21 protein-coding genes and 1 rRNA gene are annotated in these 26,229 nt (G+C 44.4%); 11 read left to right on the top strand and 11 right to left on the bottom strand.

The genetic code is table 11. The features are described from left to right. Window positions 1–7 precede the first annotated feature (7 nt). From HNP76_RS06280 to HNP76_RS06265, 4 genes are all read right to left on the bottom strand, one after another. A complete protein-coding gene (locus HNP76_RS06280) occupies window positions 8–2,287 on the bottom strand; it encodes a GGDEF domain-containing protein (RefSeq protein WP_184658613.1) in 2,280 nt (759 codons plus the stop codon). A 112-nt stretch (window positions 2,288–2,399) separates the two neighbouring features. After that, window positions 2,400–3,665, bottom strand: coding sequence for an argininosuccinate synthase (locus HNP76_RS06275; RefSeq protein ID WP_184658611.1), 1,266 nt, complete (start codon window positions 3,663–3,665; stop codon window positions 2,400–2,402). A 109-nt stretch (window positions 3,666–3,774) separates the two neighbouring features. Then, complete coding sequence (locus HNP76_RS06270; RefSeq protein ID WP_184658609.1) at window positions 3,775–4,788, bottom strand: formylglycine-generating enzyme family protein; 1,014 nt, start codon at window positions 4,786–4,788, stop codon at window positions 3,775–3,777. 31 nt (window positions 4,789–4,819) lie between these two features. Further along, on the bottom strand, window positions 4,820–6,016 hold the full coding sequence (locus HNP76_RS06265; protein ID WP_184658607.1) for a formylglycine-generating enzyme family protein: 1,197 nt from the start codon (window positions 6,014–6,016) through the stop codon (window positions 4,820–4,822). A 226-nt stretch (window positions 6,017–6,242) separates the two neighbouring features. On the opposite strand from HNP76_RS06265, the gene HNP76_RS06260 reads away from it, so the two are divergent. The 3 genes from HNP76_RS06260 to HNP76_RS14435 all read left to right on the top strand — a co-directional run bounded on the left by HNP76_RS06260 (window position 6,243) and on the right by HNP76_RS14435 (window position 9,156). Further along, a complete protein-coding gene (locus HNP76_RS06260) occupies window positions 6,243–7,058 on the top strand; it encodes a formylglycine-generating enzyme family protein (RefSeq protein ID WP_184658605.1) in 816 nt (271 codons plus the stop codon). Window position 7,059: 1 nt separating this feature from the next. Next, window positions 7,060–8,133, top strand: coding sequence for a hypothetical protein (locus HNP76_RS06255; RefSeq protein ID WP_184658603.1), 1,074 nt, complete (start codon window positions 7,060–7,062; stop codon window positions 8,131–8,133). A 108-nt stretch (window positions 8,134–8,241) separates the two neighbouring features. Further along, window positions 8,242–9,156: a winged helix-turn-helix domain-containing protein gene (locus HNP76_RS14435; RefSeq protein WP_184658601.1), complete on the top strand. Its 915-nt coding sequence runs from the start codon at window positions 8,242–8,244 to the stop codon at window positions 9,154–9,156. A gap of 80 nt (window positions 9,157–9,236) precedes the next feature. On the opposite strand, the gene HNP76_RS06245 is transcribed toward HNP76_RS14435, so the two are convergent. Further along, entirely contained in the window at window positions 9,237–10,007 is a 771-nt protein-coding gene (locus tag HNP76_RS06245) for a hypothetical protein (RefSeq protein WP_184658599.1), read from the bottom strand. A gap of 133 nt (window positions 10,008–10,140) precedes the next feature. Between HNP76_RS06245 and HNP76_RS06240 the strand changes: the two genes are divergently transcribed. After that, on the top strand, window positions 10,141–10,608 hold the full coding sequence (locus tag HNP76_RS06240) for a RapZ C-terminal domain-containing protein (protein WP_184658598.1): 468 nt from the start codon (window positions 10,141–10,143) through the stop codon (window positions 10,606–10,608). Between the two features lie 170 nt (window positions 10,609–10,778). Here the strand turns inward: HNP76_RS06240 and adhE are convergent, their stop codons facing one another. Beyond that, window positions 10,779–13,406: a bifunctional acetaldehyde-CoA/alcohol dehydrogenase gene (gene adhE, locus HNP76_RS06235; RefSeq protein ID WP_184658596.1), complete on the bottom strand. Its 2,628-nt coding sequence runs from the start codon at window positions 13,404–13,406 to the stop codon at window positions 10,779–10,781. 190 nt (window positions 13,407–13,596) lie between these two features. Between adhE and HNP76_RS06230 the strand changes: the two genes are divergently transcribed. Further along, the gene (locus tag HNP76_RS06230) at window positions 13,597–14,898 is read left to right on the top strand and encodes a cyclic nucleotide-binding domain-containing protein (RefSeq protein WP_184658594.1); all 1,302 of its coding nucleotides are present in this window, start codon (window positions 13,597–13,599) and stop codon (window positions 14,896–14,898) included. A 30-nt stretch (window positions 14,899–14,928) separates the two neighbouring features. On the opposite strand, the gene HNP76_RS06225 is transcribed toward HNP76_RS06230, so the two are convergent. From HNP76_RS06225 to HNP76_RS06210, 4 genes are all read right to left on the bottom strand, one after another. Continuing rightward, window positions 14,929–15,861 (bottom strand): M28 family peptidase, encoded by a 933-nt coding sequence (locus HNP76_RS06225; protein WP_184658592.1) that lies wholly within the window; start codon window positions 15,859–15,861, stop codon window positions 14,929–14,931. Between the two features lie 35 nt (window positions 15,862–15,896). Continuing rightward, window positions 15,897–17,057 (bottom strand): molecular chaperone DnaJ, encoded by a 1,161-nt coding sequence (gene dnaJ, locus HNP76_RS06220; RefSeq protein ID WP_184658590.1) that lies wholly within the window; start codon window positions 17,055–17,057, stop codon window positions 15,897–15,899. A 178-nt stretch (window positions 17,058–17,235) separates the two neighbouring features. Then, window positions 17,236–19,185 carry a molecular chaperone DnaK gene (dnaK, locus tag HNP76_RS06215; protein WP_184658588.1) on the bottom strand — a complete coding sequence of 650 codons (1,950 nt, stop codon included), beginning with the start codon at window positions 19,183–19,185 and terminating at the stop codon, window positions 17,236–17,238. A 25-nt stretch (window positions 19,186–19,210) separates the two neighbouring features. Then, on the bottom strand, window positions 19,211–19,852 hold the full coding sequence (locus HNP76_RS06210; RefSeq protein WP_184658586.1) for a nucleotide exchange factor GrpE: 642 nt from the start codon (window positions 19,850–19,852) through the stop codon (window positions 19,211–19,213). A 194-nt stretch (window positions 19,853–20,046) separates the two neighbouring features. Between HNP76_RS06210 and ilvN the strand changes: the two genes are divergently transcribed. The 6 genes from ilvN to HNP76_RS06180 all read left to right on the top strand — a co-directional run bounded on the left by ilvN (window position 20,047) and on the right by HNP76_RS06180 (window position 25,877). Beyond that, window positions 20,047–20,538, top strand: a complete 492-nt coding sequence (ilvN, locus tag HNP76_RS06205) for an acetolactate synthase small subunit (RefSeq protein WP_184658584.1) — start codon at window positions 20,047–20,049, stop codon at window positions 20,536–20,538. Between the two features lie 54 nt (window positions 20,539–20,592). Beyond that, complete coding sequence (locus tag HNP76_RS06200; RefSeq protein ID WP_246462641.1) at window positions 20,593–21,987, top strand: MATE family efflux transporter; 1,395 nt, start codon at window positions 20,593–20,595, stop codon at window positions 21,985–21,987. Between the two features lie 65 nt (window positions 21,988–22,052). Next, window positions 22,053–22,718 carry a TVP38/TMEM64 family protein gene (locus HNP76_RS06195; RefSeq protein ID WP_184658580.1) on the top strand — a complete coding sequence of 222 codons (666 nt, stop codon included), beginning with the start codon at window positions 22,053–22,055 and terminating at the stop codon, window positions 22,716–22,718. A 37-nt stretch (window positions 22,719–22,755) separates the two neighbouring features. Continuing rightward, complete coding sequence (locus tag HNP76_RS06190) at window positions 22,756–23,541, top strand: CDP-alcohol phosphatidyltransferase family protein (protein ID WP_184658578.1); 786 nt, start codon at window positions 22,756–22,758, stop codon at window positions 23,539–23,541. A 9-nt stretch (window positions 23,542–23,550) separates the two neighbouring features. Further along, entirely contained in the window at window positions 23,551–24,393 is an 843-nt protein-coding gene (locus tag HNP76_RS06185; RefSeq protein ID WP_184658576.1) for a phosphatidylserine decarboxylase, read from the top strand. 494 nt (window positions 24,394–24,887) lie between these two features. After that, complete coding sequence (locus tag HNP76_RS06180) at window positions 24,888–25,877, top strand: RpnC/YadD family protein (protein ID WP_184658574.1); 990 nt, start codon at window positions 24,888–24,890, stop codon at window positions 25,875–25,877. A 268-nt stretch (window positions 25,878–26,145) separates the two neighbouring features. On the opposite strand, the gene rrf is transcribed toward HNP76_RS06180, so the two are convergent. After that, window positions 26,146–26,229, bottom strand: a 5S ribosomal RNA gene (gene rrf, locus HNP76_RS06175); the annotation flags it as partial.

Genomic DNA, 26,229 nt, shown 5'->3' with positions numbered 1-26,229 from the left:
TTTTACCTTACCTAAAATATTTTTCCTCAAATTCGTTGACCGGAACAGGTCTTGAAAAATAATATCCCTGGAACAAGTCACAGCCGGCAGCCGAAAGGAAATCAATCTGCTTATCGCTTTCAACACCTTCCGTAAGGACTTTCATTCCCAGCTCTTTTGCAAGAATAATGATTTTTTCAAGAATTTTGTGGCTCTTAGCATCATCTTTTGACTTCTGCAGGAAAGCCATGTCAATTTTGAGTACATCGACAGCAATATCTTTAAGCATGTTAAGACTAGAATAGCCGCTTCCAAAATCGTCCATTTCGACGATAAATCCCAACTCCCTCAACTTATCCAAAACATTGAGCTGATTTTCAACATCATAGATGACGGCAGTTTCTGTAATCTCAAGATTCAAACTCTTTGGCGAAATCTCATACTTTTTGATAAGATTGACAAGAGTTTCCAGCAAATTCATGGTGAAGAAATCCCTGGCGGAAATATTTACCGAAATTGTAAGATTAGTTTTGCCGGCTCGTTTCCATTCAGCAAGTTTTGCACAAGCACATTCCCAAATATAACGGTCAACATCAGAAATTATATTGATTTTCTCGATAATTTCAATGAATTCTCCGGGCGGAATGATTCCCCGGATCGGATGATGCCAGCGGACAAGGGCTTCGGCACCGACCAGAGTTCCGTTTTTGGTGACCTGGGGCTGAAGATACATCTTGAGCTGGTTTGTTTTGAGGGCAACAGGGAGTTCATTCATGAGCATCTGCAGTTTTAAAACTTCCTGGCGCAAATGGTCATCGTAATAGGCAAAAGCCGTCTTGTAATCATTTTTGATTGAACGCAGGGCAAGGAAAGCCCGGTCGCACATTACAGGAACAGGCATGGTCAAATCATCGATTTCATATAAACCCATGTGAATTATGAGATTGTAGGAAAAATTCTGAAGATAAGACATGTCGTTCTTAAAGGCATTAGCATAAACTTCTTCATCAAAACGCCGCTTTGGAACAAGCATGATAAAATGGTCATTGTAAAGTCGGCCGTAAATAACGTCGCGGGCCGCATATTTTCGGATAGCATCGGCACTTCGCCTCAAAATCGTGTCTCCGAAAGGCTTTCCGTGCAAGTCATTAACCAGCTTGAAATTAACGATATCCGAAATGATGAGGTAATATTTTGTAAAGCGGTCATACTTGAGGCGGTGGGCAACCTTTTCAAAGAAGTATTCCTTATTATAAAGCTCAGTGAGAGGGTCCCTGGTTCGCAAAAGCTTTTCTTCGTAAGCCTGATTTTTGAGGGCCGTGATGTCTTCAATCAGATAATAGCGGCCGACAATCGACTCACCGTCTTTTATTATGTAGTCACAGATATTCAAAGTTAGTCGCTTTCGTTCCGACTGGTACTCGACCTCGCATGAAAAAGAGTCCATGGGCTCCAGAATGGCCTCTTTCCGCCGTGAAAAATAGTCAGCAAAAACTTCATTATGGAGGATTTCATCCTTGCCGCACTCAAAATTCTGCTTTACAAAGGCGTTAACATAAATACAAAGGCCGTCATTATCAAGCAGGACGATTCCATTTTTTAATTCATCGGCAATACGGCCAAGCACATGCTGAATCAAAATATTTGGGACTGCCCTGTTGAGGACGTTGTAGGAACTGATAAAACAGAAGGCGTAGACAATAATCGAATAGTTGTAGGGAGAATCCAGACCAAGATAGAGGATATTAATGAAAGTTATCAGGGCCAGATAAATGAGGAAGGAATAATATTTAACCCGCAGAGTGGGCGGTTCCTTCAAAAATCTTTTAAGAATGATGATAAAAGAATAGACAAAAAGCCCGTAAGTAAAGACCAGCCGGCCTACAAGAAATAATGAAAAGGAGTAGCGGAAAAATTCTCCTGAACCATACTGGATTTTATGAATTGTGAAGAGGAAATGGTTAAAAACATTGGCAAATAGTAAAAGCGTATCAATAATACTGACAGGAACGACAAAAAATTTAATGACCTTATTGTGGATATCGCTGTTGGTGTAGCAGACACAGAAGGCCAGCACCCCTACCGACATCCAGTTTGCAAAGGCGAAATAAAAGGCATAGACCAGATAGGCAGGAAATTCTTTGGTAACAAAAAGCAAAATACAATGGGCGATAAGAGAAAAAGACGCAGGAACAAGAACCGCCAGCATCCTTTTGGAAAGAGAATCCTTCTTAAAAAAAAGTTTCTTCACGCCCACCGGGAAAAAGGCAAGCGTAATACCCATTAAAATTACAAAAATTGTTTTCATTGATTTTAATTATATTTTAACACAATATTCTATAGAAAGAAACAAGATTTTAAGAAATTTTAAGATAAAAAATTAGCAAAAAAAAATCCCCGCAAGAAGCGGGGCATAAGATTTACTCTGTTGGGCGTTTTTTAAGGTTCTTGCTTTCTTTTACAGCCTGACCTTCACCAACCTGCTGTTCCATCATTGCGCGTACTTTTAGCGGCAATCCGAAGAGAGTGATGAAGCCCTGAGCATCGTGGTGGTCGTACAAATCACCAGTTGTGAACGAAGCAATGCTCTCGTTGTAGAGGCTGTATTTTGAATATGAGCCAGCGCCACGGATTGAGCCCTTGTACAATTTGAGGTTAACCCAGCCTGTGCAAGTCTCCTGAGTTTTATCAACGAATGCCATGCAGGCATCCATTAAAGTTGTAAACCATTTTCCGTCATAGATAAGCTCGCTCATTCGCAAAGAAATCTGCTGCTTGAAGTGATATGTGTCACGGTCAAGACAGAGGTGGTCAATCATCTCGTGAGCTGCATAAAGGATAGCTCCGCCCGGTGTTTCGTAAACGCCGCGGCTTTTCATGCCGACGCAGCGGTTTTCACAGATGTCAACAAGACCAACGCCGTTTCGTCCGCCGATTTTGTTGAGTTCTGTCATAAGCTCAAGACCGTTCATCTTTTTGCCGTTTACGCTGACAGGAATTCCTTTCTCGAATTCGATTTTAACATACTCACCTGCCTCTGGAGCTTCCTCCGGGCAGACAGTGTTTTTGAGCATGTGCTTGTAGTTTGGCTCGTTCTCTGTTTTCTCAAGCTCAAGACCTTCGTGGCTGATGTGCCAGATGTTCTCGTCGCGTGAGTAAGACTGGTCTTTTTTCATCGGAACTTCAAGTCCGCGGTCTTCAAGGAATTTGATTTCTGCATCGCGGCTGTCCATGTCCCATTTCGGGTCACGCCATGCTGCGATTACGCGCAAGTCAGGAGCAAAAGCCTTGATTGCAAGCTCAAAACGAATCTGGTCATTGCCTTTACCTGTAGCACCGTGACAGATTGCAACTGCACCTTCCTGGCGGGCATATTCAACCAGGATTTTTCCGATCAATGGGCGGGCTGTAGAAGTGCCCAAAAGATACTGGTCCTCGTATTTACAGTTAGCCTTGAGGGCTGGCCAGATGTACTCTTCGATGTATTCCTGACGAGCGTCTACAACATAGCAGGCAGAAGCACCGGTTTTAACAGCACGACCCTTGATAAGTTCCCAATCGTCGCCCTGACCGACATCGATACAGACAGCGATGACATCATAATCATAATTTTCTTTGAGCCACGGAATGATTACCGTTGTGTCCAAACCGCCAGAATAAGCAAGAATTACTTTATCTTTTGCCATAAAAATGCCTCTCTATGCATAAAATGTATTAAAATTGAATATTTATGCAACAATATTAGCGTTTTATGAAAAAATATGCAATAGATATACACTAACAATCATCATTCTGCTACTCATCCGCACCTTCACCGGAATCTGCCCCGCTGCAGCATGAACCGCCGCTTTCTGCTCCGTCTCCTCCGCCGCTAGAACTGTGTTTTTTACCTGCTGACTTTCCTGCAATCGTACGCACAAGCCTGAATCCCACGGAAGGACTCCGCTCGGAAGGAGAAAGACAGTCCCTTGCAGAAACCTCACAGTATCTTGAATCGGAATTAAAAGCCCCGCCACGCAAAACGCGTTTTTCACCGGAATCTGCTCCTAATTCTCCCGTTGAAGAAGTTACCTCTCCGTACCAGTCCCAGCACCATTCCTTGACATTTCCTGCCAGGTCATAGATAAAAATGGAATTTTCCTTCTTTTGTGCTAGAGTGTGGATTGCAGAAGCTGAGTTTGCCTTGTACCAGGAAACAGAATCTGCACTGTTGCTTCCAGGGTATTTCGTCTGCTTTTTGGGGATTCCGCCGTCTCCACCACGGGCAATGTATTCCCATTCAGCTTCGGTCGGGAGCCGGTAACCGTCTGCAGTTTCGTTAAATTCAATCTGCACCCAGAGACTTTCCGCATCGTCCGGGGCACGGTATTTCCTTGATGTGTTTTCGTAATTTTCTGCCCCTGGAAAAAGTGCCGGATTAACGCTTCCGTTAACTGAATAGGCCGGTGTAAGTCCTTCCTTTATGCTCAAAAAATTGCAGTAAATTATGGCGTCAAACCAGCTTACATTGAAGGCCGGAAAATTTTTACCTTTTCCCGTATCTTCGTCTGGAGCAACTTTATAATAGCAGAAACATTCGTACTCTGACTGTGTAACTTCATGGTCGCTTACCCAGAGGCTGTTTATGTGAACCTCACGGGAAGGCACAAAAATATAGTCACCGTAAGAATTTGAATATTCAAGGCTTCCAGTAACGTCTGCGCCGTTAATTTCTTCATAGGGGGCTGGAATTCCGGCTTCCTGAACGCAAGAAAGTAAAATTAACGAGGCAACAGAGGCACACACTGTCATGAAAGTTTTTTTCAGCATAATTTTCACACTTTATACAATTGAATTTTAATTATTCTGCGTTGCGGACAAGGCGGAAACCAAGGAAGGCATAGAAACAGCCGCATCCGTCATCCTTGTTGCATTTTCTGCTTCTACGGCTTTCCGGAACTTTGTTCTTTATGTTTGAAACATAGTTTTCGTTTTTTGTACCGCCTTGATAAAGCACCTTTTCTTCTGCAATCACAGAAAGAGATTTTTCAGAAATTGCGGAACCACCGCGCAAGACACGGGTATAATAATCTTTTCCATTAATTTGAGCAGGAGTTGCAGGACCAGAAGAAGGAGTATCTGCGTCAATGTCTCCATAAAGATCCCAAACCCATTCAGAAACATTGCCGGCAAGATCATAGATTCCGTTAACAGCCTTTTTTGTCTTTACAGGATGCGTAGTAAGAGCCGCGTTATCTGCATACCATGCAACATCCCCGATTGTGTTACTTCCCGGGTATTTTGTCTGCTTCGGAAATACTCCCTTGTTTCCGCCTCGGGCAATGTATTCCCATTCGGCTTCGGTCGGAAGCCGGTATCCATCAGCACTTTCATTGAATTTTACGGCGTTCCACAAAGCTATAGTTTCCGTGTTGGCATTTTCACCAGTAACTGGTTTGGGAGCGGCATACTTTCCGTTATCTTCTATTATTCCGGGCCACTTTCTGGGGTCTATTTCGTCCCTGCCTTCAACCTGAATGCTGTAAACAGGAGTATATCCTTCTGCAATGCTTCTGAGGTTTGAGTAAACTAGAGTATCATACCAGCTTACTCCATAGGCCGGATAATTGTCTCCAAGCCCGGATATTTTTGCAGGTTTTGTTTCTGTATTACTGCCTCCGTATGCATTAAAAATCGCCTCATCTCCAATGCTTTTCGGATTGCTCATTTTTGCCCCGCTGTTCATACCCTTTACAGGACCATCTTCAAAAAAGTTATATTTCTGGAATTCCTGCTGGGTAACTTCATGGTCACTTACATAAAGGTTTTTGATTGTTATACTTCTTCCTTCAATAAAGACTTTTGAGTTTTTCAGCCCCCTGCTTTCTGCGTCTTCGGAATTTTCTACTTTTACCAAGCCGCCTTCAATTTTTACAAAGCCAGAGTCTGAAGACTCCCCGTCATCATTGCCGTCGTTTGAGCAGGAAGCAAGCGACAGGAATAAAGTCAGAGCCGCAAAAGAGACGGTCATTACATTTTTTGAATTAAATCTTTTCATATTTCCTCCAGAATACATTTGGTAATTTGTAAGGAAACATTAAAAAATAGCCTGCGTTTTGCCAACAGACTTTTGACGCAAGACTCTAAACGGAATCTAAACAGAGATAAACAAAAAGTAAAAATTATAACCTAGTTATAAACTAGGTTATAAAAGCCTTGTCCGGCATTTTTTTTATAAATAGACTAGCAGGTGCATTTAAAAAAAATAAAAATCTGGAGGTTTTATGAAAAAAATTCTTTTTGGAGCAGTCTTACTGTTTTTTGGACTGGAAATTTCTTCTGCAAAGGACAACGTATATTCTTCCTTTGTAAATGTTGAGGGGGGAACTTTTCAGATGGGAAGTTCAGATTCAAATGCCAAGAGCGACGAAAAAGTCCACACGGTTTTCGTAAAATCCTTTTCGATTTCAAAATATGAAGTCACGAGAAGCCTCTATAAAAAAATTACAAAAAAATCGCCGGGTTATTTTACATGCGGCGGAACCTGCTGCGATGATCCCAGCCTTTGTCCAGTGGAAAACGTTACCTTCCAGGAAGTGCTTGAATTCTGCAATGCCTTGAGCAAAAAAGAAGGCTTGCAGAGTGCATACATAAAGAAAGAAGGTGAAAACTGGGAATGGGACAGAAAAGCAAACGGCTACAGGCTTCCCACCGAGGCTGAGTGGGAATTTGCCGCCCGTGGAGGAAATTCAAGTCAGGGCCACGTTTATTCTGGAAGTGGAAAGCTCGGTGACGTGGCCTGGTATCTTGGAAACAGCGACGGCTTTCCCCATCAGGTTGCAAAAAAAGAAGCCAACGAACTTGGACTTTATGACATGACGGGAAACGTCTGGGAATTTGTCTGGGACATTTACGGTGAATACGATGACTCCATAAAGGAAAATCCATCCGGACCTGAAAAAGGACGGAACAGGGTTCTAAGAGGAGGCGGCTTCAACGATGTGGGAAGCCTTCAGAGGGTAAGCGCAAGATGGCAGCTGCGTCAGTCAGGTTACTGCGGAAATTATGCAGGCTTCCGTCTTGCAAGGAATGTTGACTGATATGAAAAAGACGATTTTACTTCCGGCACTTTTGCTGCTGATTTTTGAAGGCTCAGCCTTTGCCCAGACATTGACCTTTACAAACACATTTGGAGGAAATGTCGATAACCTTAGCTCCTCAGACTTCATCCGCTATTTAAAAGACGAAAACGATGAATTTCAGAAAAAAAAGTTTTCAATTGGAGAGCGCGCGCAACTGGACCTCTCTTCCCCTGAACTTGACGGCCGCATCCGACTCGATCTGGCAAGCCTGGACACAAAAGAAGATGAAGATGAGAATTTTTCCCTGAACTTAAAAGGCTACCTGGGCTTCAAGCCTGTAAGTTTTGCCACCCTTCTTGCAGGAAATTCCTTCTTCTCAAAATTCGTCATTCCGGCTTCTTACCTTCCGGCAAACGACGAGTATACCATTCACGGAAAGCTTACCGGTGCCGATGGAGCAGGAATTCTTTTACAGGCGGCAGGCTTCCGTCTTGGGGCAGCAACAGAAGCTGGTGAAGAGGCAGTCTTCAACTTTGGCGCTTCTTATGAACTAAAAAACGCCTTTAACATAGGAGCCACCATCCAGAACATTACCGACAAGGCCGGAAGTTTCGGCGTTTTTGCTGGATTCGATGCAATATATGACTTCAAGGTGGCAGGCGGCTACATCCGAAATTACAAGGGTGCCTACCTTCAGAATACAAAAGACGCCCTGCAGCTTTCTTTGCAATGGATTTTAAGTGGAACAGGTTTTTCTGTATATGCAGAAGGACTTTTGGGACTTACAAACGACATTGGAGACGGCTCAGGCAAGCGTTATTACGACACCAAATTTCCCTGGTATACTGCCGCAAGGCTTCTTTACAAACTGAATGAAGACACGACTTTTTACCTGAAAGGCACTTCAGGATACGAACTGAAATCCAGCAAGGCAGGCGAAACGCTTACAAGATTCCAGCTTTACCCGCATTTTGACCACAAGACAAGCATGGGAACATTCCGCTCTGGAGTTCGATTCAGCTTTACCGACAAAAGGCAGCTGACAGCCGTTTCAATTCCCGTAAGCTGGTATTACAGTTTCAAAGTAAAATAATGCCGCAAAAGAAAAACTGAAAAACCTTTATTTTCCTATTTACCCAGTAGGTTATTATGTGATAAAATCTCCTTGCAAATCAGCAAACTTGTTAAGGGGATTTTCATCGTGAATTTAAGGAATAAAATTGCAATCACGAATTTCTGCTCTGTAATAATTCCCCTGACAGTAATTTTTATGGTTGTTTTCATCAAATCAGGGAAACTTCACCCGGAGAAAAGCGAAAAGTTTTCTTCGGCAGAAGTCATATATCATTTTGAAGAAAATGTCTCAAAGCTCACCTCAACCAATGTTTTTTCAAAGACCGGGGAAAATTACATTTCTTCTTCAGCAGCAGACTTAACAGCTGAACTGGACTCAATAGGCTTTCATTTTAAAATTTTTACTGAAAATGCTGAATTTTTTAACAATTTAACGGAAAAAGAAACTGAGCTCATTTCTGAATTTCAAGAGAATTTCCTGAATGAAAATAAGGATGACAGGCTCGTCTTTTTTTTAAGGGCGGACGGTAAGAACCTGATTTATAAAAAAACTTCATTAAAAGAAGTGATTGCACTTTATGACCCAAGCCACGCCGACAAAAAATCACTGAACTCAGTCCTTCCAATTTCGTTTTTAAATTATGAAATAATAGTGATAATCGTTTTTTCAGTTGCCCTTTTTGTAATTTTTGTAAGTTTTCTTTCAAATTACTGGATTCAAAAATCCCTGCTGGAAACAAAAGAAAAAATCACCTGCGGAAAATTTACGATTTATCTGAGCACCATGAAGGTCTTTGTCGGCGGAAAAGAAATCGAGCTCAAGCGGCGGGAATTTGACCTTCTTGCATTTCTGGCGATTCATCGCGGAGAAGTTTTTTCAAAGGCAGATTTACTTGAAAATGTCTGGGGTATGGATTCCACGGCAAATGAGCCGACTGTAGCCGTCCACATAAACCGTCTCAGGGAAAAGATTGAAAAGACACCGGAAAATCCCCGCTATCTCAAAACCGTGTGGGGAAAAGGCTATGTCCTTGTTCCCTAGCCTGTGAAGTAAACGAGCCCCCCCCTGCAGCAAGGATGCAGGCGAACATCTTCGCCGTCACTCCCAGCACAACAGCAGTTTTATCCAAAAATCTCTTTTTTATGAAGGCTTCCAAGCTCGTGAGCAGCCTCCACAATTCCCAAACCGCTATGCTTAGACATAAAAGTTTTTAAATCAATGGAAAATCGATTCATTGAAAAGTGCTGGAAGACATATACCCTGTTCCAGAATTCTTCCGTTTTATCATAATCTTCGGAAAGTTCCTTTTTGTAACCCAGAAAAAGCCCCTTATCCTTTAACTCGGCATAACCGACAAGCCAAAGTTCAGGCTTAATTCCATCCTCACCGGCATTATTGCACAAGGCCTGATGAAGCATAGCCGTTTTTTCTGCCATGAAAATCTGACTTTCCAAAATAAGAGTGCGGACATCGTTGCCACCCTTTTTCAAAAGATATTTAAGGTGTGTCGTTTTTGCAGTATGAACAGGCGTTTTATTAAGAATTATGACATTTTTTCGGAAATCAGTGTTAAATTCAGCGTTCTTCTCAAAGAATCCTGCCGCAAGTTTGCCACTTTGACCAACGAGATATTTTTTATTCTTATCCAGCTGCTCGTCTTTGCCAGGGTTGTCACCAATCACAATCATACGAATATCAGATTTTTCTGTAATTTCATCAAGAGCAGAATTATAAACAACCGGAGTTTCAACCGGATAATCAGGCGTATCATCAGCAGAGGCCGCAATCTGCAACGGCTTAAGCAAATCCCCATAAGCCTTATTCATCTTCATACAATATGTACAAAATTCATCACGAAAATCAGAAAAAATCTCAAATTGGTTCGGAGTCATGAATTTATTATAAACTGAAAACAAAAAAATTGAAAATGAAATCTATGAAAAACACAGGACAGGGCAATTTATCACAAAATCAGTCTGTTACAATGCCTTGATAAATGTAATTATCATTGACTAATCTTTTTTTATGAATAAAACTTTGAATGTTATGAAGAACAACGAAATTTTAAATCACAACGAAGATGACAAAAATTTGACAGTCAGTGTCAAAAGCTTTTCATATAAAAAAGGTATTCCACATGATGAAAGTGGCCATGGAGGAGGATTCGTTTTTGATTGTCGCACACTCCCAAATCCGTATGATGACGAAAAATTACGCCCGCATACAGGCAAGGACAAGAATGTCGCGGAATTTCTTTCATCAAAGCCGCAGGTTGCAGATTTTTTGGACTTGGCAGAAAAGCTAGTCTCAATGTCAATAAAAGAATATCCTGGAAAAAATTACAATCATCTTGAAGTTTGTTTCGGTTGTACTGGTGGTCATCACAGAAGCGTTTATTCTGCAGAAAGAATGGCAGAATTTTTAGGTAAAACTTTCAAAGGTATCAAGGTTGAACTACGGCACACAGCCCTGGAAAATTCAGAAAATTCATGATCACCCTGACCGATTCAAAATCTGACAAAAAAGCCACACAGAGAAAACTCCATGTGGCTTTTTGTTTATCTAGTGGGTTTATAAAAACTCAACTTAGTTTTTCTCGTAAGAAAGGAACTTTAGTTCTTTGCGACCAAGAACGGCAAAGCCGTTCTTGTAAGAAAAACAGTTTACTGTTTTTCAACAAACTCTTCAGTGTAGTAAGCGTCTGTAAGAATCTTCTTCATGTCCTCAACGAGTGGAACACGTGGGTTAACTGGAGAACACTGATCCTCGTAAGCGAGGTAAGCGAGTTTCTCAACGTTAGCGAGATACTCTTTTTCATCCAAGCCCTGTCCCTTGAAGTTCATTACGATTCCAAGGCGTTTTCCGAGCTCACCACAAGCCTTAGCGTATGATTCTACGCCCTCTTCAATTGTCTTAGCTGGAAGACCGAGCATGCGAGCCAATTCTGCATAGCGCTCAGCAGCCTTGAAGTAGTTGTATTTTGGCCATGTTGAAAGTTTGTCCGGCTGTGTTCCGTTGTAGCGGATTGTGAATGGCAAGAGGATTGCATTTGCACGTCCGTGTGGAACGTGGAATTCACCACCGATTTTGTGAGCCATAGAGTGGTTCATACCGAGGAATGCATTTGCGAATGCCATACCTGCGAGACAAGAAGCGTTGTGCATCTTTTCGCGAGCTTCTGTGTCTGCACCACCGTTGTTGTAGCTTCTCTCGAGGTACTGGAATACCATCTTGATAGCCTGGATACAGAGACCGTCTGTGTAGTCGTTAGCCATTGTTGAAACATAAGCTTCTGTTGCGTGTGTAAGAACGTCCATACCTGTATCGGCAACGATCTTCTTTGGCAAGCCATAAGTGAATGTTGGGTCAACGATAGCGATTGTTGGTGTGAGTGAGTAGTCAGCGAGTGGATACTTTTTGTGCTCTGTTTTGTCTGTGATAACAGCGAACGGAGTAACCTCTGAACCTGTACCAGATGTAGTTGGGATACAAACGAGCTGAGCCTTTTTGCCCAAGTCTGGGTAGCGGAAAGCACGCTTACGGATATCCATGAACTTCTGTTTGAGGTCGTTGAAGTCAACTTCTGGGTATTCGTAGAAGAGCCACATACCTTTAGCACAGTCCATAGAAGAACCACCACCAAGAGCGATGATTGTGTCTGGAGCGAATGTACGCATAAGTTCAACACCTTCGCGAACTGTCTGGATTGATGGATCCGGCTCAACGTCGCAGAAGAGCTGATACTGTACTGGATCGCGGCGGAGTTTGAGCTGATCAGTGATTTTGTCAACGAATCCAAGCTCAACCATAGAGCGGTCTGTTACGATGATAACTTTGTGAACATCCTTCATCTGGTGGATGTACTCGATTGAGTCACGCTCAAAGAAGATTTTTGATGGAACTTTGAACCACTGCATATTATTTCGTCTCCTACCCAATTTTTTAACGTTCAAGAGGTTGATTGCGCTAACGTTGTCGTCAGTTGAGTTGTGTCCGTAAGAACCACAACCAAGTGTAAGAGATGGGATGAATGCGTTGTATACGTTACCGATACCACCGAATGTTGAAGGTGAGTTCCAGATTACGCGGATAGCTGGAACGAGGTCGCCGAATTTCTCTGCAAGCTCTTTGTTAGAAGTGTGGATTGCAGCTGAGTGACCGAGACCACCAAATTCGAGGAACTGTTTAGCCTTGCTCATACCGTCTTCTGTTGAAGAAGCCTTGAGTACTGCCAAAACTGGAGAAAGCTTTTCGCGAGTGAGTGGCTCGTTAACGCCAACTTCTTTACACTCAGCGAGGATGATGCTTGTGCGCTCTGGGATATCGAAACCAGCGTTCTTAGCGAGAACAACAGGGTTCATACCTGGAACTACAGAGTTGAGTTTAGCAACAGTTGGGTCGCCGTCTACGCCGAACATGTATTTCTCGAGCATTTTCTTTTCTTTGTCGTTACAAAGATATGCGCGGTACTCTTTGAATGTTTTGATTGCGTCGTTATAAATTTCTTTATCGATGATTGCGCCCTGTTCAGAAGCACAGATCATACCGTTATCGAATGCTTTTGACATTACGATATCGTTGATAGCCTGTTTGAGGTTGCAAGTCTTCTCAACGTATGCAGGAACGTTACCTGCACCTACACCGAGGGCTGGTTTACCCTGAGAGTAAGCAGCGCGAACCATTGCGTTACCACCAGTTGCCAAAATTGTAGCAACACCTGGGTGACCAATGAGAAGGTTTGTTTTTTCGAGTGATGGATCAACGATCCACTGAATACAATCTTTTGGAGCACCAGCTTTTACAGCAGCATCATATACAACTTTTGCAGCAGCGATAGAACAGTTGATTGCGCTCGGGTGGAATGAGAAGATGATTGGGTTTCGAGTTTTCAAACAAATGAGAGATTTGAAAATAGCTGTTGAAGTTGGGTTTGTAACAGGTGTAAGACCAGCAACAACACCGACTGGCTCTGCGATTTTTACAACGCCTGTAACATCATTGTCTTCAATAACACCGACAGTTTTGAGGTGGCGCATGTGGTTTACAACATACTCACAAGCAAAGAGATTCTTTGTAGCTTTGTCCTCAAATACACCACGTTTTGTTTCCTCAACGGCAAGTTTTGCGAGCGAGCCGTGCTGATCGAGTGCGGCTACACTGGCTTTTGCAACGATGTAGTCAATCTTTTCCTGATCGTAAGAAGCATATGCTTCCAACGCCTTCTGAGCTTTTGCAACAAGCTCATTGATTTCTTTCTGTGGTTCTGAAAGTTCAGTTTTTTCTTCAGCCATCTGAAATACTCCTTTGCATTTATACAAAAAAATTCTGACTTATATTAGCACAAAATCAATTGCTCTGCTATAGAATTTAGAATTTTCTTGCAAGATTTTTAACTATTCAGTGGAGATTTACACTAAAAAGTGAAAAACCGACCCCGTCTTAATCTTCTATAAACTGTGTTTTTTTAATATAATTCAAGCTATGAGAAAAGTTTTAACAGCATCATCAAACAAGATTATAATCAACACCGTAAAAAATGCCTGCGAGCTCTATCCCGCCTTTTTTGCAACCGACATATTCGACACAACGGAAGAAATCATCCGCTACATCGATTACGAACTCCCGGAAATTAAAGTCATCGACTTCACATCAGAAAATATTGACTGCGACAAAATCCTTCAGAATATCGCAGATGACACCTGGCTGCACTACGGCGGTGTAATTGCAGTCTGCAACAGCCACAAGCAGGTTGAGGAAATCGAGCACCGCAAGAACCCTAACATCCTTGCAATCCAAACGGTCGGAGACTTCCAGAATCACTTCACCCGAATTCTCCGCATCCTTTACCAGAACCAGCGCTTCCTTTTCAACCGAGGTATGAGGGACATCATCGGCAGCGAAGAATCAGCTTCATTCACTTTCGGCAACGATCCCATGGACTGCCTTTTCTACACAAACTTCCTCGTCAACTATCTTTACAATACCAACCGAATCTCTGACGGCGAGCGCTTCAGCCTGCAGATGACTTTCAGCGAGCTTGTCACAAACGCACTTGAGCATGGCAACCTTGAAATCGACTACGACACAAAATCAGACTGGCTCAACAAGGGCGGCAACATGATTCAGCTCATCCGCGAAAGGGCAAAAGACCCGCGCTATGCAAAAAGACGGATTAAAATCTCATACAACATCGGCCGTACAACCTCACAGTTCTCAATCGCCGACGACGGAAACGGCTTTAACTGGAGGGAGCGCCTGGCAAAAGCCGAAGCTGACGAGAGCATGCTTCACGGACGCGGAATTTCCCTGAGCAAGAGCGTCGTTCAATCAATGACTTACAACGAAAAAGGAAACGAAGTCACCTTTACAATCGCAAACCTCAGAAACACATCTTCAGCCGTTCCTGGCAAAATGACCCAGTTCGAGACAGTCGAATACAAGGACAAGGATGTGGTCTGCCGCGAGGGCGAATACAGCAACGACCTTTTCTTCATTCTTTCGGGCAGATTCGCCGTTTACGCAAACAATAAGCTGGCAACAGTTCTCACGCCAAACGACCTCTTCATCGGAGAAATGGCCTTCCTTTTAAATGACCGACGCACGGCAACAATTCTCGCCGTTGGTGACTGCCGCCTCATCCGCATTCCAAAAGCAGACTTTCTTCTAATGATTCGAAAGAACCCCCACTACGGAATCTTCTTGAGCAAAATGCTGGCCCAGCGCCTTTTGAGGCAGACAAACCAGACAATCGAACTTAAAAAACAGGTCGGAGAAAAGGCCTGAACGCGATTTTATTTGCGAACTTTCAAGTCCTCACGCAATTGTCTTATTTTCAGCAATCTGCGTGAGGATTTTTTTCATCAGGACATAGCTTTCAGGAGTCAGGCTTAAGAAATTGTCGTATTCAGTGTGAAAAAGCCTCCAGGTCATGGGCATTTTCTCACTGTATTTGAACTTTTGAATCGAAAGGTCAGCCGCGTTTTTTGAGTCAGAATCTATGCGGCAGTTCATCACGGCCTTTTCAAGATTCTTGTCCGACATCAGGTTACTATAATAGAAAGAAACTTCATCTTTTGGCAAAAAAGTGATTGCAACGGCAGGAATTCCACAGGCGAGGAAGCCCGCATTATCGCTGTAAGGAACCGGAAGAGTCATCCAGGAATTGGGCATTGATTTTTTAAGGAGATTCTGGGTGCGCTCATACAAATCAAGGAATTTTTTCTTAAAGGGCCCCGAAATTTTTGAATCCAGACCGGCACGGGCAAGAACCGCAACCTCTCCCCGCCCGCAGGCATCAAAGACATAAACATCATCGTTAGTGATTCCAATCTTTCTGAACAAATCCGCCAGGGCAAAGGCCCCCTGGGAAGAAACGCCCTCCGCTCCAAGTTCCTCGCCGTCAGTAAAAAAAATGCGGACATTGTGGACCGGCCGGCTCTTAAAGAGATTTGCCGCAAAGTCAGCAAGAGCAAAATTGGCAAGGGAATTGTCATTGGCTCCGGGACTTCCGGCAACACGGTCATAATGAGAGATTATCGTCTTGACTTTGAACATTGGATTATAAGCCGTCGATGGAAAATTGACGTAAAGGTGCTTTTTTTCGCCCAAAGGAATTACGGAAGTCTTAACGCCCAACTCAGAAAGATAATCACGCAAAAAATTAAGCCTGTCACAATCCGCGGCAATATACTTTTGAAAAGAAGAAGAATCAAAATCTAAACCGTGAATATCTGACAGGCCGTTCATGTAAAAAGTATCGGCATATTGCAGCCGAAACTTTGCTATCTGCTCAAAGAAGAAAGAGGCACGCAGCTTGGAGAAGTCGTTGCATTCTCAATCCGTGCGAATTCTTCCATAAGGCGTTTCTGCTCGCTGGTCAGGCGGGTTGGAATCTGAACGATGATTTTAACGTAGAGATCACCCTTGCGGCCTTCGGCATAAGGAACGCCCTCGCCCTTGATTTTGTAAAGCTTGCCGTTTGTTGTTCCGGCAGGAAGGGCAAACTTGATTTTCTTGCCGTCAAGCGATGTGATGTCAAGAGTAACGCCAAGGGCAGCCTGAGCGAATGTAACAGGAACCGCACAATAAAGGTCGCGGCCGTCACGTTCGAAATATTCGTGCTGCTCGACATGAAGGACGACAATCAAATCACCGGCAGGACCGCCGTTAGCTCCTACATCGCCCATGCGTGGAATTGCGATTCGCTTTCCGTCATCAACGCCAGCCGGAATTGTAAGAGACATCTTTTTGGTGACTGTCTCGTAACCTGTTCCGCGGCATTTTTTACAAGGATTGTCGATTTTTGTTCCGGCACCACCACAGGCAGGACAAGTCTGCTGAACTGCAAAGAATCCTGCCTGACGGCGAACCTGACCGGTACCGCCACAAGTCGGACAAGGCTTTCTTTTTGCACCCTTTGCTCCGCCTGTGCCGTGGCACTCAGAGCAGGCTTCGTTGTGCTGGAATGTAATTTCGGCTTTTGTGCCGTAAACTGCGTCCTTGAATGAAATGTTGAGGTCGTAGCGCAGGCTCTGTCCCTGGCTAGGCTCGTCCGGTCTGCGGCGAGAAGATCTTCCGCCACCACCGAAGATGTTTTCGAAGATGTCGGAGAATCCGCCACCCATGCCTCCGCCCATTCCTCCAAAGAGGTCTGAGAAGTCGTGGAAGGCCCTTGAGTACTGGGCACCGCCGCCACCGCCCATGCCTCCCATTCCGTCGAGGCCGGCAAAACCATACTGGTCATAGATAGGTCGTTTCTGGTCATCAGAAAGAACTTCGTAGGCTTCCGTGGCTTCCTTAAATTTTTCCTCCGCCTCTTTATCCCCCGGATTTCGGTCAGGATGATATTTGACGGCAAGCTTTCGGTAAGCTTTTTTAATTTCATCCTCGGTAGCGTTTTTCTGAATTCCTAAAACTTCGTAATAATCTCTTTTCCCAGCCATGATTTTGTTCCGTTTTTCGAATAATTAACTGTTTAAAAAATTACCCTGCGGGTCCCAGCGACGACAAAAAACAAGGTATCTCCCCTCACGGGGGCCCCCTTATTTTTTGTCTGCGTCCCGCAGGTCAATTTTTTGAGCAATTTTCAGTCTTATGAAAACTGCCCAAAATCTTCATAGATTAGTGTACCTCGTACTCTACGTCGTCAGCACTGCCTTTGTCGAATTTGCTTCCGCCATTGGCATTTCCGGCGTTAGGATCAGCTCCTGCATCGGCACCTGCGGCACCTTCAGCTCCTGGCTGTGCTCCCTGAGCGCCCTGCTGTTTGTAGACTTCCTCGGCAATTTTGTATGAAACGTTCTTCAAAGCTTCTGTTTTTGCCTTGATGTCGTCTGTGTTGTTAGATTCAAGAGCTTTCTTGAGGGCTGCAACTGCATCATCGATAGCCTGTTTGTCAGCACCGCTGATTTTGTCACCGAGCTCTTTCATGCTCTTTTCTGTCTGGTAAACGAGGCTGTCAGCTTCGTTCTTAACATCGATTGCTTCACGCTGCTTTTTATCTGCCTCTGCGTTTGCTTCAGCATCTTTTACCATGCGGTTGATTTCTTCTTCGCTCAAGCCGCTTGATGAAGTAATCTGAATGTGCTGCTCTTTGCCTGTTCCCAAGTCTTTTGCAGAAACGTGAACGATACCGTTTGCATCGATATCGAATGTAACTTCAATCTGTGGAACGCCACGTGGAGCAGCTGGGATTCCGACGAGGTCGAAGTTTCCGAGAGTGCGGTTCTGGCTGGCCATTTCGCGCTCACCCTGCAATACGTGGATAGAAACTGCTGTCTGTCCGTCGGCAGCTGTAGAGAATACCTGGCTCTTCTTTGTAGGAATTGTTGTGTTTCGTGCGATGAGCTTTGTCATTACGCCGCCCATTGTCTCGATACCGAGTGAAAGTGGAGTAACGTCGAGCAAGAGGATGTCTTTTACATCGCCCTGGAGAACGCCGCCCTGAACTGCAGCACCGATTGCAACTGCTTCGTCCGGGTTTACTGCGCGTGAACCTTCTTTTCCGAAGATTGCCTTAACAACTTCCTGAACTTTTGGCATTCGTGAAGAACCACCAACGAGGAGGACTTCATCGATGTCGCTTGTTGAGATGCCAGCATCAGCCAAAGCTTTGCGGCAAGGCTCCTTTGTGCGCTCGAAGAGGTCATCTGTCATCTGCTCGAACTGAGCGCGTGTGAGTGACTTCTGCAAGTGTTTAGGACCTGTTGCATCAGCAGTGATGAACGGAAGGTTGATGTCAACTGTTGTCTGGTTAGAAAGACCGATTTTTGCGTTCTCAGCAGCCTCACGGAGACGCTGGAGAGCCATTGAATCGTTAGAAAGGTCGATTCCTGTATCAGCCTTGAATCCGTCGATGAGCCAGTTTACGATAGCGCGGTCCCAGTCATCGCCACCAAGGTGTGTATCACCGTTTGTTGACTTAACTTCGAATACGCCGTCAGCAAGCTCAAGAATAGAAATATCGAATGTACCGCCACCCAAGTCATAGACAGCGATTGTTTTTTCTTTTGACTGGTCTTTGTTGAAACCGAAAGCGAGGGCTGCTGCTGTAGGCTCGTTGATGATTCGTTTTACATCGAGACCTGCGATTTTACCAGCATCTTTTGTAGCCTGTCGCTGAGAGTCGTTGAAGTAAGCAGGAACTGTGATTACAGCCTCTGTAACTTCCTGACCGAGATAGTCTTCTGCAGTTTTCTTCATTTTCTGAAGGATGAAAGCAGAGATTTCCTGTGGAGAGAACTGTTTGAGGGAGCCGTTTTCTGTGACTTCAACACGAACGTCCTGACCATTGTCTTTTACTGTATATGGAACTCGTGTAGCCTCACCTGTAAGCTCGCCGTAGCGGTGACCGATGAAACGTTTAATAGAATAAACTGTGTTCTTCGGGTTTGTAACCATCTGGTTCTTTGCAGGAACACCGACGATTCGCTCACCTTTTGCAGTGAATCCGACGATAGAAGGAGTTGTGCGTCCGCCCTCAGAGTTCTGAATGACGACCGGCTCACCATTTTCCATTACGGCAACACAAGAGTTTGTCGTTCCCAAGTCAATACCAATAATCTTTCCCATTTTATTTATCTCCTATAGTTTTCTATTACTCAGCAGGTTTAACTACCATGACTTTTGCGTGGCGGATAACCTTATCTTTAAGTTTGTAGCCTTTGAGGTAGACAGCGGCAAGTTCTTCTTTTTTGACTTTGCCTTCCTGCATACCGATTGCCTCGTGCAAGTCTGGATCGAAAGCATCGCCCTCTTTTCCAAAAGCAACGAGATTGTATTTATTCTCAAGCATGCTGACAAGTGACTTGTTGATCATCTTGATTCCGTCAGCGATTGATTTTGCATCCTTTGCATCTTTTGCCGCGTCAAGTGTGCGGTCAAAATTGTCCAGTGAATCAAGCAGGTCTTTGAGAAGGTTTGCATTGCCGTAATCGAATGCATCCTGCTTTTCCTGCATCATGCGCTTGCGGTAGTTGTCAAAATCCGCAGCACGGCGCAAAAGCTGGTCTTTAAGGTCAGCGTTTTCTTTTTCAAGCTCAGCGATACGCTCTTCCGGAGTCTTTTCTTTTGGAGCTTCGGCAGACTCTTTTGACTCGCCGGCATCCTCCGCTTTTTCAGAAGACTCTGAAGCCTGAGCCCCGCCCTCTTCTGTCTTTCCAGCAGTCTGCTCAGTTTTCTGCTCAGACTCGTTTACTGTTTCTTTTTCTTCGGTTTGTTCATGTTTTTCTTGTTTCATGATTACTTCCTGAAATCTTTTTCTTATTATAAAGATAGTAAAATCTATCAAAAAACGTCAACAAAAAAAAGATAAATTATGAGAAATTTTTCAAGTTTTTCCCACTGCAGAATCCAATAAGCTGAAAAAGCAAAAGTACTTCAAACTTCTCTTAAAATATGCTATTCTATCGAGGCTTTTGAATGGAGAAAATTATGAAGAAATATGTACTTTCGGTTTTAGTTGAAGACCATGCAGGCGTTTTGAGCCGCGTTTCAGGACTGTTCAGCCGCCGCGGATTCAACATCGATTCCCTCACAGTATGCGAAACCTACAATCCTGGCCAGTCACGCATGACAATCGTCGTTCAGGGTGACGAATATGTTTTGGAGCAGATTAAAAAGCAGCTCTCAAAGCTCGTTGAAGTCATTTCAATCACACACTGCCACAAGGAAAGCTCAACCCAGCGCGAAATGGCGCTCATCAAGGTTAAGGCTTCAGGCACAGACCGCGCAGTCATCATCGAAACATGCGACATTTTCCGCGCCCACATCGTTGACGTGGCACAGAATTCCGTAATCGTTGAGGCAACAGGAAGCGAAGAAAAGATTTCCAGCCTCATCCGCCTCCTTGAGCCATACGGAATCCTCGAGCTCTGTAAAACTGGTCTCACAGCAATGGGCCGTGGCGAGGAAGTTCTTAAATAATCCAAAAACTTAACGGTCTTATCCTTGCCTCTTTGTGCTAATCTAATGCTGTTTATGGCAAGTCTAAATTTATCCGAAAAGGAACTCCGCCGCCGCGAACTAATGCTTTCTGGAAGCCAGTTCAAGGCGATTCTGACAATTTCCCTGCCCCTCGTTTTTTATGCCAGCGTAGGGCAGGTTTTCCAGCTGATTGACACTTTCATCGCCGCAAACATGAGTGCTTCCACAATCTCGACAGTAAGCTTTGTCTATCAGCTCGAAAAAATGCTCATGGCGATAGCAAGCGCCCTTTCAATCGGCGGTGGTGTCATGATAGCCCGCACATTCGGTTCAGGTGACATGCAGACAGTCCGCCGCCAGATCAGCACCCTTTTCTTCTTCGCCCTTTTCGTCGGTGCGGGAATTCTAGCTATAATCATCCCCCTCATGTACCCCCTTCTTTCCCTCATGAAAATGCCCCAGGCCCTTCTTTTTCAGGGAACGATTTATTCCTGCCTCATGGTCGTGAGCGTAGTCTTTCAGTTCATAAATACGATTTTCTTCGCCGTCCAGAAATCCCGCGGAAGCACAAAAATCATCATGTGGGGAAACCTTCTGGTCCTTTTCATAAAGACTTCCCTGAACATCCTGACAATCCGCCTGATTGCCCACGGCGTTTTCGAGCGTGACCAGGGAATCTATTTTCTTCCTCTCGCAACAATCACGGCCCATCTTGTCCTGACAATCATTGCAATCCAGAACCTGACTTCAAAAAAGAATCCATTCCGCCTCAGTTTTAAATGCACGGAATTCAAAAAGACTTTCATGGCCCCTCTTGCATCGCTTGGGATTCCGGTCTTTCTCGAAAAATTCGTATTCGCATTCGGGAAAGCCCTGGTCAACTCCCTCTGCGCGACAATGGGAACGACAGTCGTGGGAGCCCTCGGTGTCAGCGACAGGATTTGCGGTCTTTCTTCAAATCCAATCAACGGCTTTCAGGAAGCAGAATCAAGCTTAATCTCCAACAATCTGGGAAACAACAATGTCCGCCGGGCAATCGGCTTTTTCTACCGCACACTTCTGCTCACGATGAGCTACACGGCAGTCTTTTTCGTAATCATGTGCATCTTTAGGACTGCAATCATCGACGCCTTTGCCAAGGGAAACGCCTCTTTTGCCCAGGAAATCGACCAGATTTACTATTGGGAGAGGCTGGACACCCTTTTAATCGCCGTAAACACCAGCGTCATGGGTCTTTTGTATGGCTTTGGAAAGACAAAAATCAGCATGGTCATAAACATAGCCCGCCTTTTCGTTTTCCGAATCCCGATTCTTCTGCTCTTCATGAAAATTCCGGCATTGTCAGCGGCAGTCGGAATCAGCGGCGTGGGAATGGCCATGTGCCTTTCAAACGGACTGACAGGCCTCACAGCAGGAATCGTAGCCATCCTCTTCATAAGGAAGCAATGAGAAAAAGATTCCGTATATATAGAATATTATAGAAAATTATGATAAAATAACGTTCGGACTTTTTAATGGAACACAAAATCGAACACAAGATTCAAGAAAAAGCGACTGAGATAATCGAACATAAAAAAGAGCAGGCGATTGACATTCTTGAAACAAAAACAAGTCTTCTCAAAAAAATATTTCTGGTTTTGCTCGCTATCGCAGTTGTCGGAATTGGAATCTGGTTCTTTTATGAGTATAGGCTGGGCACTTTCCGCGATGTAGAATCTTTCAAAATCTTCATCAATTCCTTTGGAGTTCTCGGCCCAATCCTGCTTACACTTTTTCAGTGCATCAAAACAGTATATGCCGTCATTCCAAGCACCCTGGGCTGCATCGTAGGCCCTGCCCTTTTCGGCACATGGACCGGAATTCTCTGCAATTACATTGGAATCTGCACCGGTTCCTTCCTTGCTTTCGCCCTGTCACGCAAATTCGGAGTATCACTAGTCAAACAGATATTCTCCGAAAAGCAGTACCAGCGGGGCCTCAAAAAAATGGAAAAGTGGCACAGAAGCTATCCAGTCTTTTTATGGATTGCAATTCTCCTGCCTATTTCACCGGATGACTTTTTGTGTTACTTCACCGGCCTCACCGAAATGAAGTTCAAAAAATTCGCCATCATAATTCTTACATCAAAACCGTTCACAATAATCATTTATGGCTTGATTTTTGGTTACAGTTTCAATTAAAATTCAAGTATTGAAATAAAGTAAAAGGGGATAAATTATGGACAAAAAACAGCGTTTACATTTACTAGGAGTTTACAACTATACGGTCATCCTTACTTATGTAGGAATGCTTTTTGCTTTCGCTGGAATTCACTTCGTTTTTTCAAATAACGACCGAAGTTTCATCCTTGCCCTTCTCTGCCTCATGGTTGCAGGCTTAATGGACATGTTTGACGGCAAAGTCGCTTCCACCAAAAAGAACCGCACTCCTTCCGAAAAGCTCTTCGGAATCCAGATCGACTCAATGGCAGACATCATCAGCTACGGTGTTTTCCCATCCCTCATCGTTTACAAGCTCGCAATCGGTGACAAACAGTATCCGGTCGAGCATCCGTGGCAGGCAAGAATCGTAATCTGCATCTGCGCCCTTTATCTTTTGTGCGCCCTTATCCGCCTTTCTTATTTCAACGTAGACGAAATGGAGCGCCAGAATCAGACTTCAGAAAGCCGCCATGAATACCGGGGACTTCCTGTAACAAGTGTTGCCGTAGTCCTCCCGGCTGTTTTCATCGCATCTTACTTCATGGGCAATTCACGACCACCAATCAACACAGCGACAATTTTCCTTCTCATCATGGCAATCGCTTTCATCACGCCTTTCAAAATGCTCAAGCCTCACCTTATCGGCAAAATCGTCCTTATTCTTATCGGCCTTGTTGAACTGGCACTCCTTCTTCTGGGCAAAGCATATTGCGTTCCAACAGCAGAAAAGGATCCGTCAATCGTATTTGAAAACAAAGCCACAATTCAGGAAATCGAAACAAAAAGCGAAGAAGCTTTTTAAGGAATAACAATGGCAGAAAACGCAAACGATAAGTCAGTACAATTTCTCTACGGAAGCAAATGCGGCCGGGTTTTACTCCATGCAATACTAGCCCTCCGTGTTCCAAAATTGCTGGGAGTCGTTCTGCGCTCACCATTTTCCAGATTTTACATAAATTCATTCGTAAAAAAGAACGGAATCGATATGACAGGCTTTGAAGGCGTAAAATTCAAGTCCTTCAACGATTTTTTCACCCGCAAAAAGGAAATCTCATTCGATTCAGAGCTTTCACATTTAATTTCCCCGGCTGACAGCCTTCTTTCAGTCTACGAAATCACAGAAGATGCAAAATTCCACATCAAGGGATTCGACTACACTCTTCAGGATTTTTTTGAGCCAAAACGCTTCAAAATGAGCGAAGAAGAAACAACCGAGCTCTTCAAGGACGGCCTCTGTCTGGTCTTCCGCCTCTGCGCAACAGACTATCACCGCTTCTGCTATGTCGATAACGGCAGCCAGAACGGAAATCACTTCATTCAGGGCTCCCTTTACAGCGTTCAGCCGCTGGCAGCCGAAAATTTCCGCCTCTATACCAAAAACCGCCGCTCATGGACAATCATGGACACAGAAAATTTCGGCAAAATTGCCCAAATCGAAGTAGGTGCCTTCAGCGTAGGCGGAATCAAAAACAACATCGAGACCGGCTCCTTCAAAAAAGGCGATGAAAAAGGATATTTCGACCTTCACGGTTCCACAATCGTACTTCTCATCCAAAAAGACAAAATCCAGCTCCTTGACGAAATCAAAAGTCTGACCGGCACCGGCAAAGAATACCGCGTAAAAATCGGCCAGACAGTAGCCACAAAGCAATAATTTTCATTTTTTTGGCGCGAGTCACCTGCAATCCCGGCTTTGCGCCCTTCCGCTAACCGCTCCATTCCTCCGCTACGCTCCGCGGGCACTCTCCTTGTCGTGCCCGTTCGAACGCCTTACGGCGGGGCTCCAATCCGGCGCGAGCGCTTCACGCCGTAAGGAAAAGATTTTCCTAACCCTCAAATTTTTTTTTGGAACTTTCTGACTTCTTTCGTTCTGGACTGCCGAAAACATCGACATCCATGTCGTTTATTATTTGCTCTTTTGCCCCCCTACGAGCACAGCTCTCCGGGAGACTCGCTAAAAAACTTGTCTCACAAGTTTTTACACGGTATACCGTGCCGCTCCCTATCCGTGTGGCAGTTTTTTTGTAATTTTCTGACTTTTTTCGATTTGCATTGCCGAAAACGCAAAAATTTTGGCAATTAATATGTTTAGAAAGAAAACGGCTGAGATGCCGTGAAAAACTACGCAGATTATTCAAAGGAGTTCGTATGAAAAAGAAAACAAAGGCAATCAAGAAGAATCGAACGAAAATGCAGGAGAAGACGGTAAAAACAGTAAACTTGCCGGGCATTGATGCGACAAAAAGGACCTTCCGCGACACGTTATTCCGCTCGATTTACAGCGGCAAGGATGATCGGAGCAAACGCTGGCTTTTGTCATTGTATAACGCACTTAGTGACAAGAATTATACCGATATTTCAGCTCTCGAAATCACCACGATTGATGACGTCATCTATGTCACCATGAAGAACGACCTGTCCTTCCTGATAAACTCGGAGATGCATCTTTTCGAGCAGCAGTCCACGGTCAATCCAAACATGCCGCTAAGGGGACTGATTTACTTCTCACAACTTTACCAAAAGGAAGTCGCCAAGCGGAATCTGGACATTTTCGGCCGGGCAAGAATCAAGATTCCTTCGCCGAAGTTTGTCGTCTTTTACAACGGAAAGCAGGAACAGGATGACATCGTAAAATACAGGCTTTCCGATTTGTTCGAAGTCAAAGATGAGAGCAGAGAGTTCGAGTGGACTGCAACCTTAATCAACATCAACAAAAATCACAACGAAAGTCTTCAAAAAAAGTGCGAGTCGTTGTATCATTACTGTGTCTTCGTTGACCGCGTAAAGGCGAATCTGGACAAGAGAATGGAGCCGGAAGACGCAATCAACGAGGCCGTGGACTTTGCCATTAAAAGCAATTTTCTAGACGGATATTTCAAGGAGCAGCGGATGAATATTGTCGGAAACCTTCTCACAGAATTCAATCAGGAAGACTATGACCGCAACCGCCGTGCCGAAGGCTTTGAAGACGGCGTGGAGTATGGCAAAGAACTTGGTGAACGACAGACTGCCATTTCCAACGCGAAGAATCTGTTAAAACTTGGAGTAACACCAGAAACAATTGCTCAAGGTTGTTCCCTGCCGCTGGAACAGGTGCTGGCACTTAGGGAAGAAATCGCGAAAGGGGTGATGGCTTAGACTTAGAGTACGCAGCTACACTCAGCCTACCGAAGCGGGGATTGCTGTCGGTCACACAGTCTTTAGCACCCACGCGTGATACGAAAACAGCCAGGTCAGACATTGCTGTCTACCTGGCTGTTTTTGACTGCCCGGTGTGGCGCCCGGCTCCGGACGAGACTCGCTCAAAACGCTTCTCAAGCGCTTTGCCGGCTGCGCCGTCGCTCCCTACCTACTTTCCCCGGCTCCCGGGGCTTATCAGAAGATTTTTTTATTTAAAAAAGAAAAAAGCCGGCGGCTCCCTACTTTCCCCCGTATCGGAGTATCATCGGCGCAGGGGTGCTTGACTTCCGTGTTCGGAACGGGAACGGGT

Source organism: Treponema ruminis (assembly GCF_014201975.1).
GTDB classification, from domain to species: domain Bacteria; phylum Spirochaetota; class Spirochaetia; order Treponematales; family Treponemataceae; genus Treponema_D; species Treponema_D ruminis.
This window is presented reverse-complemented; position numbering and strand designations above follow the sequence as displayed.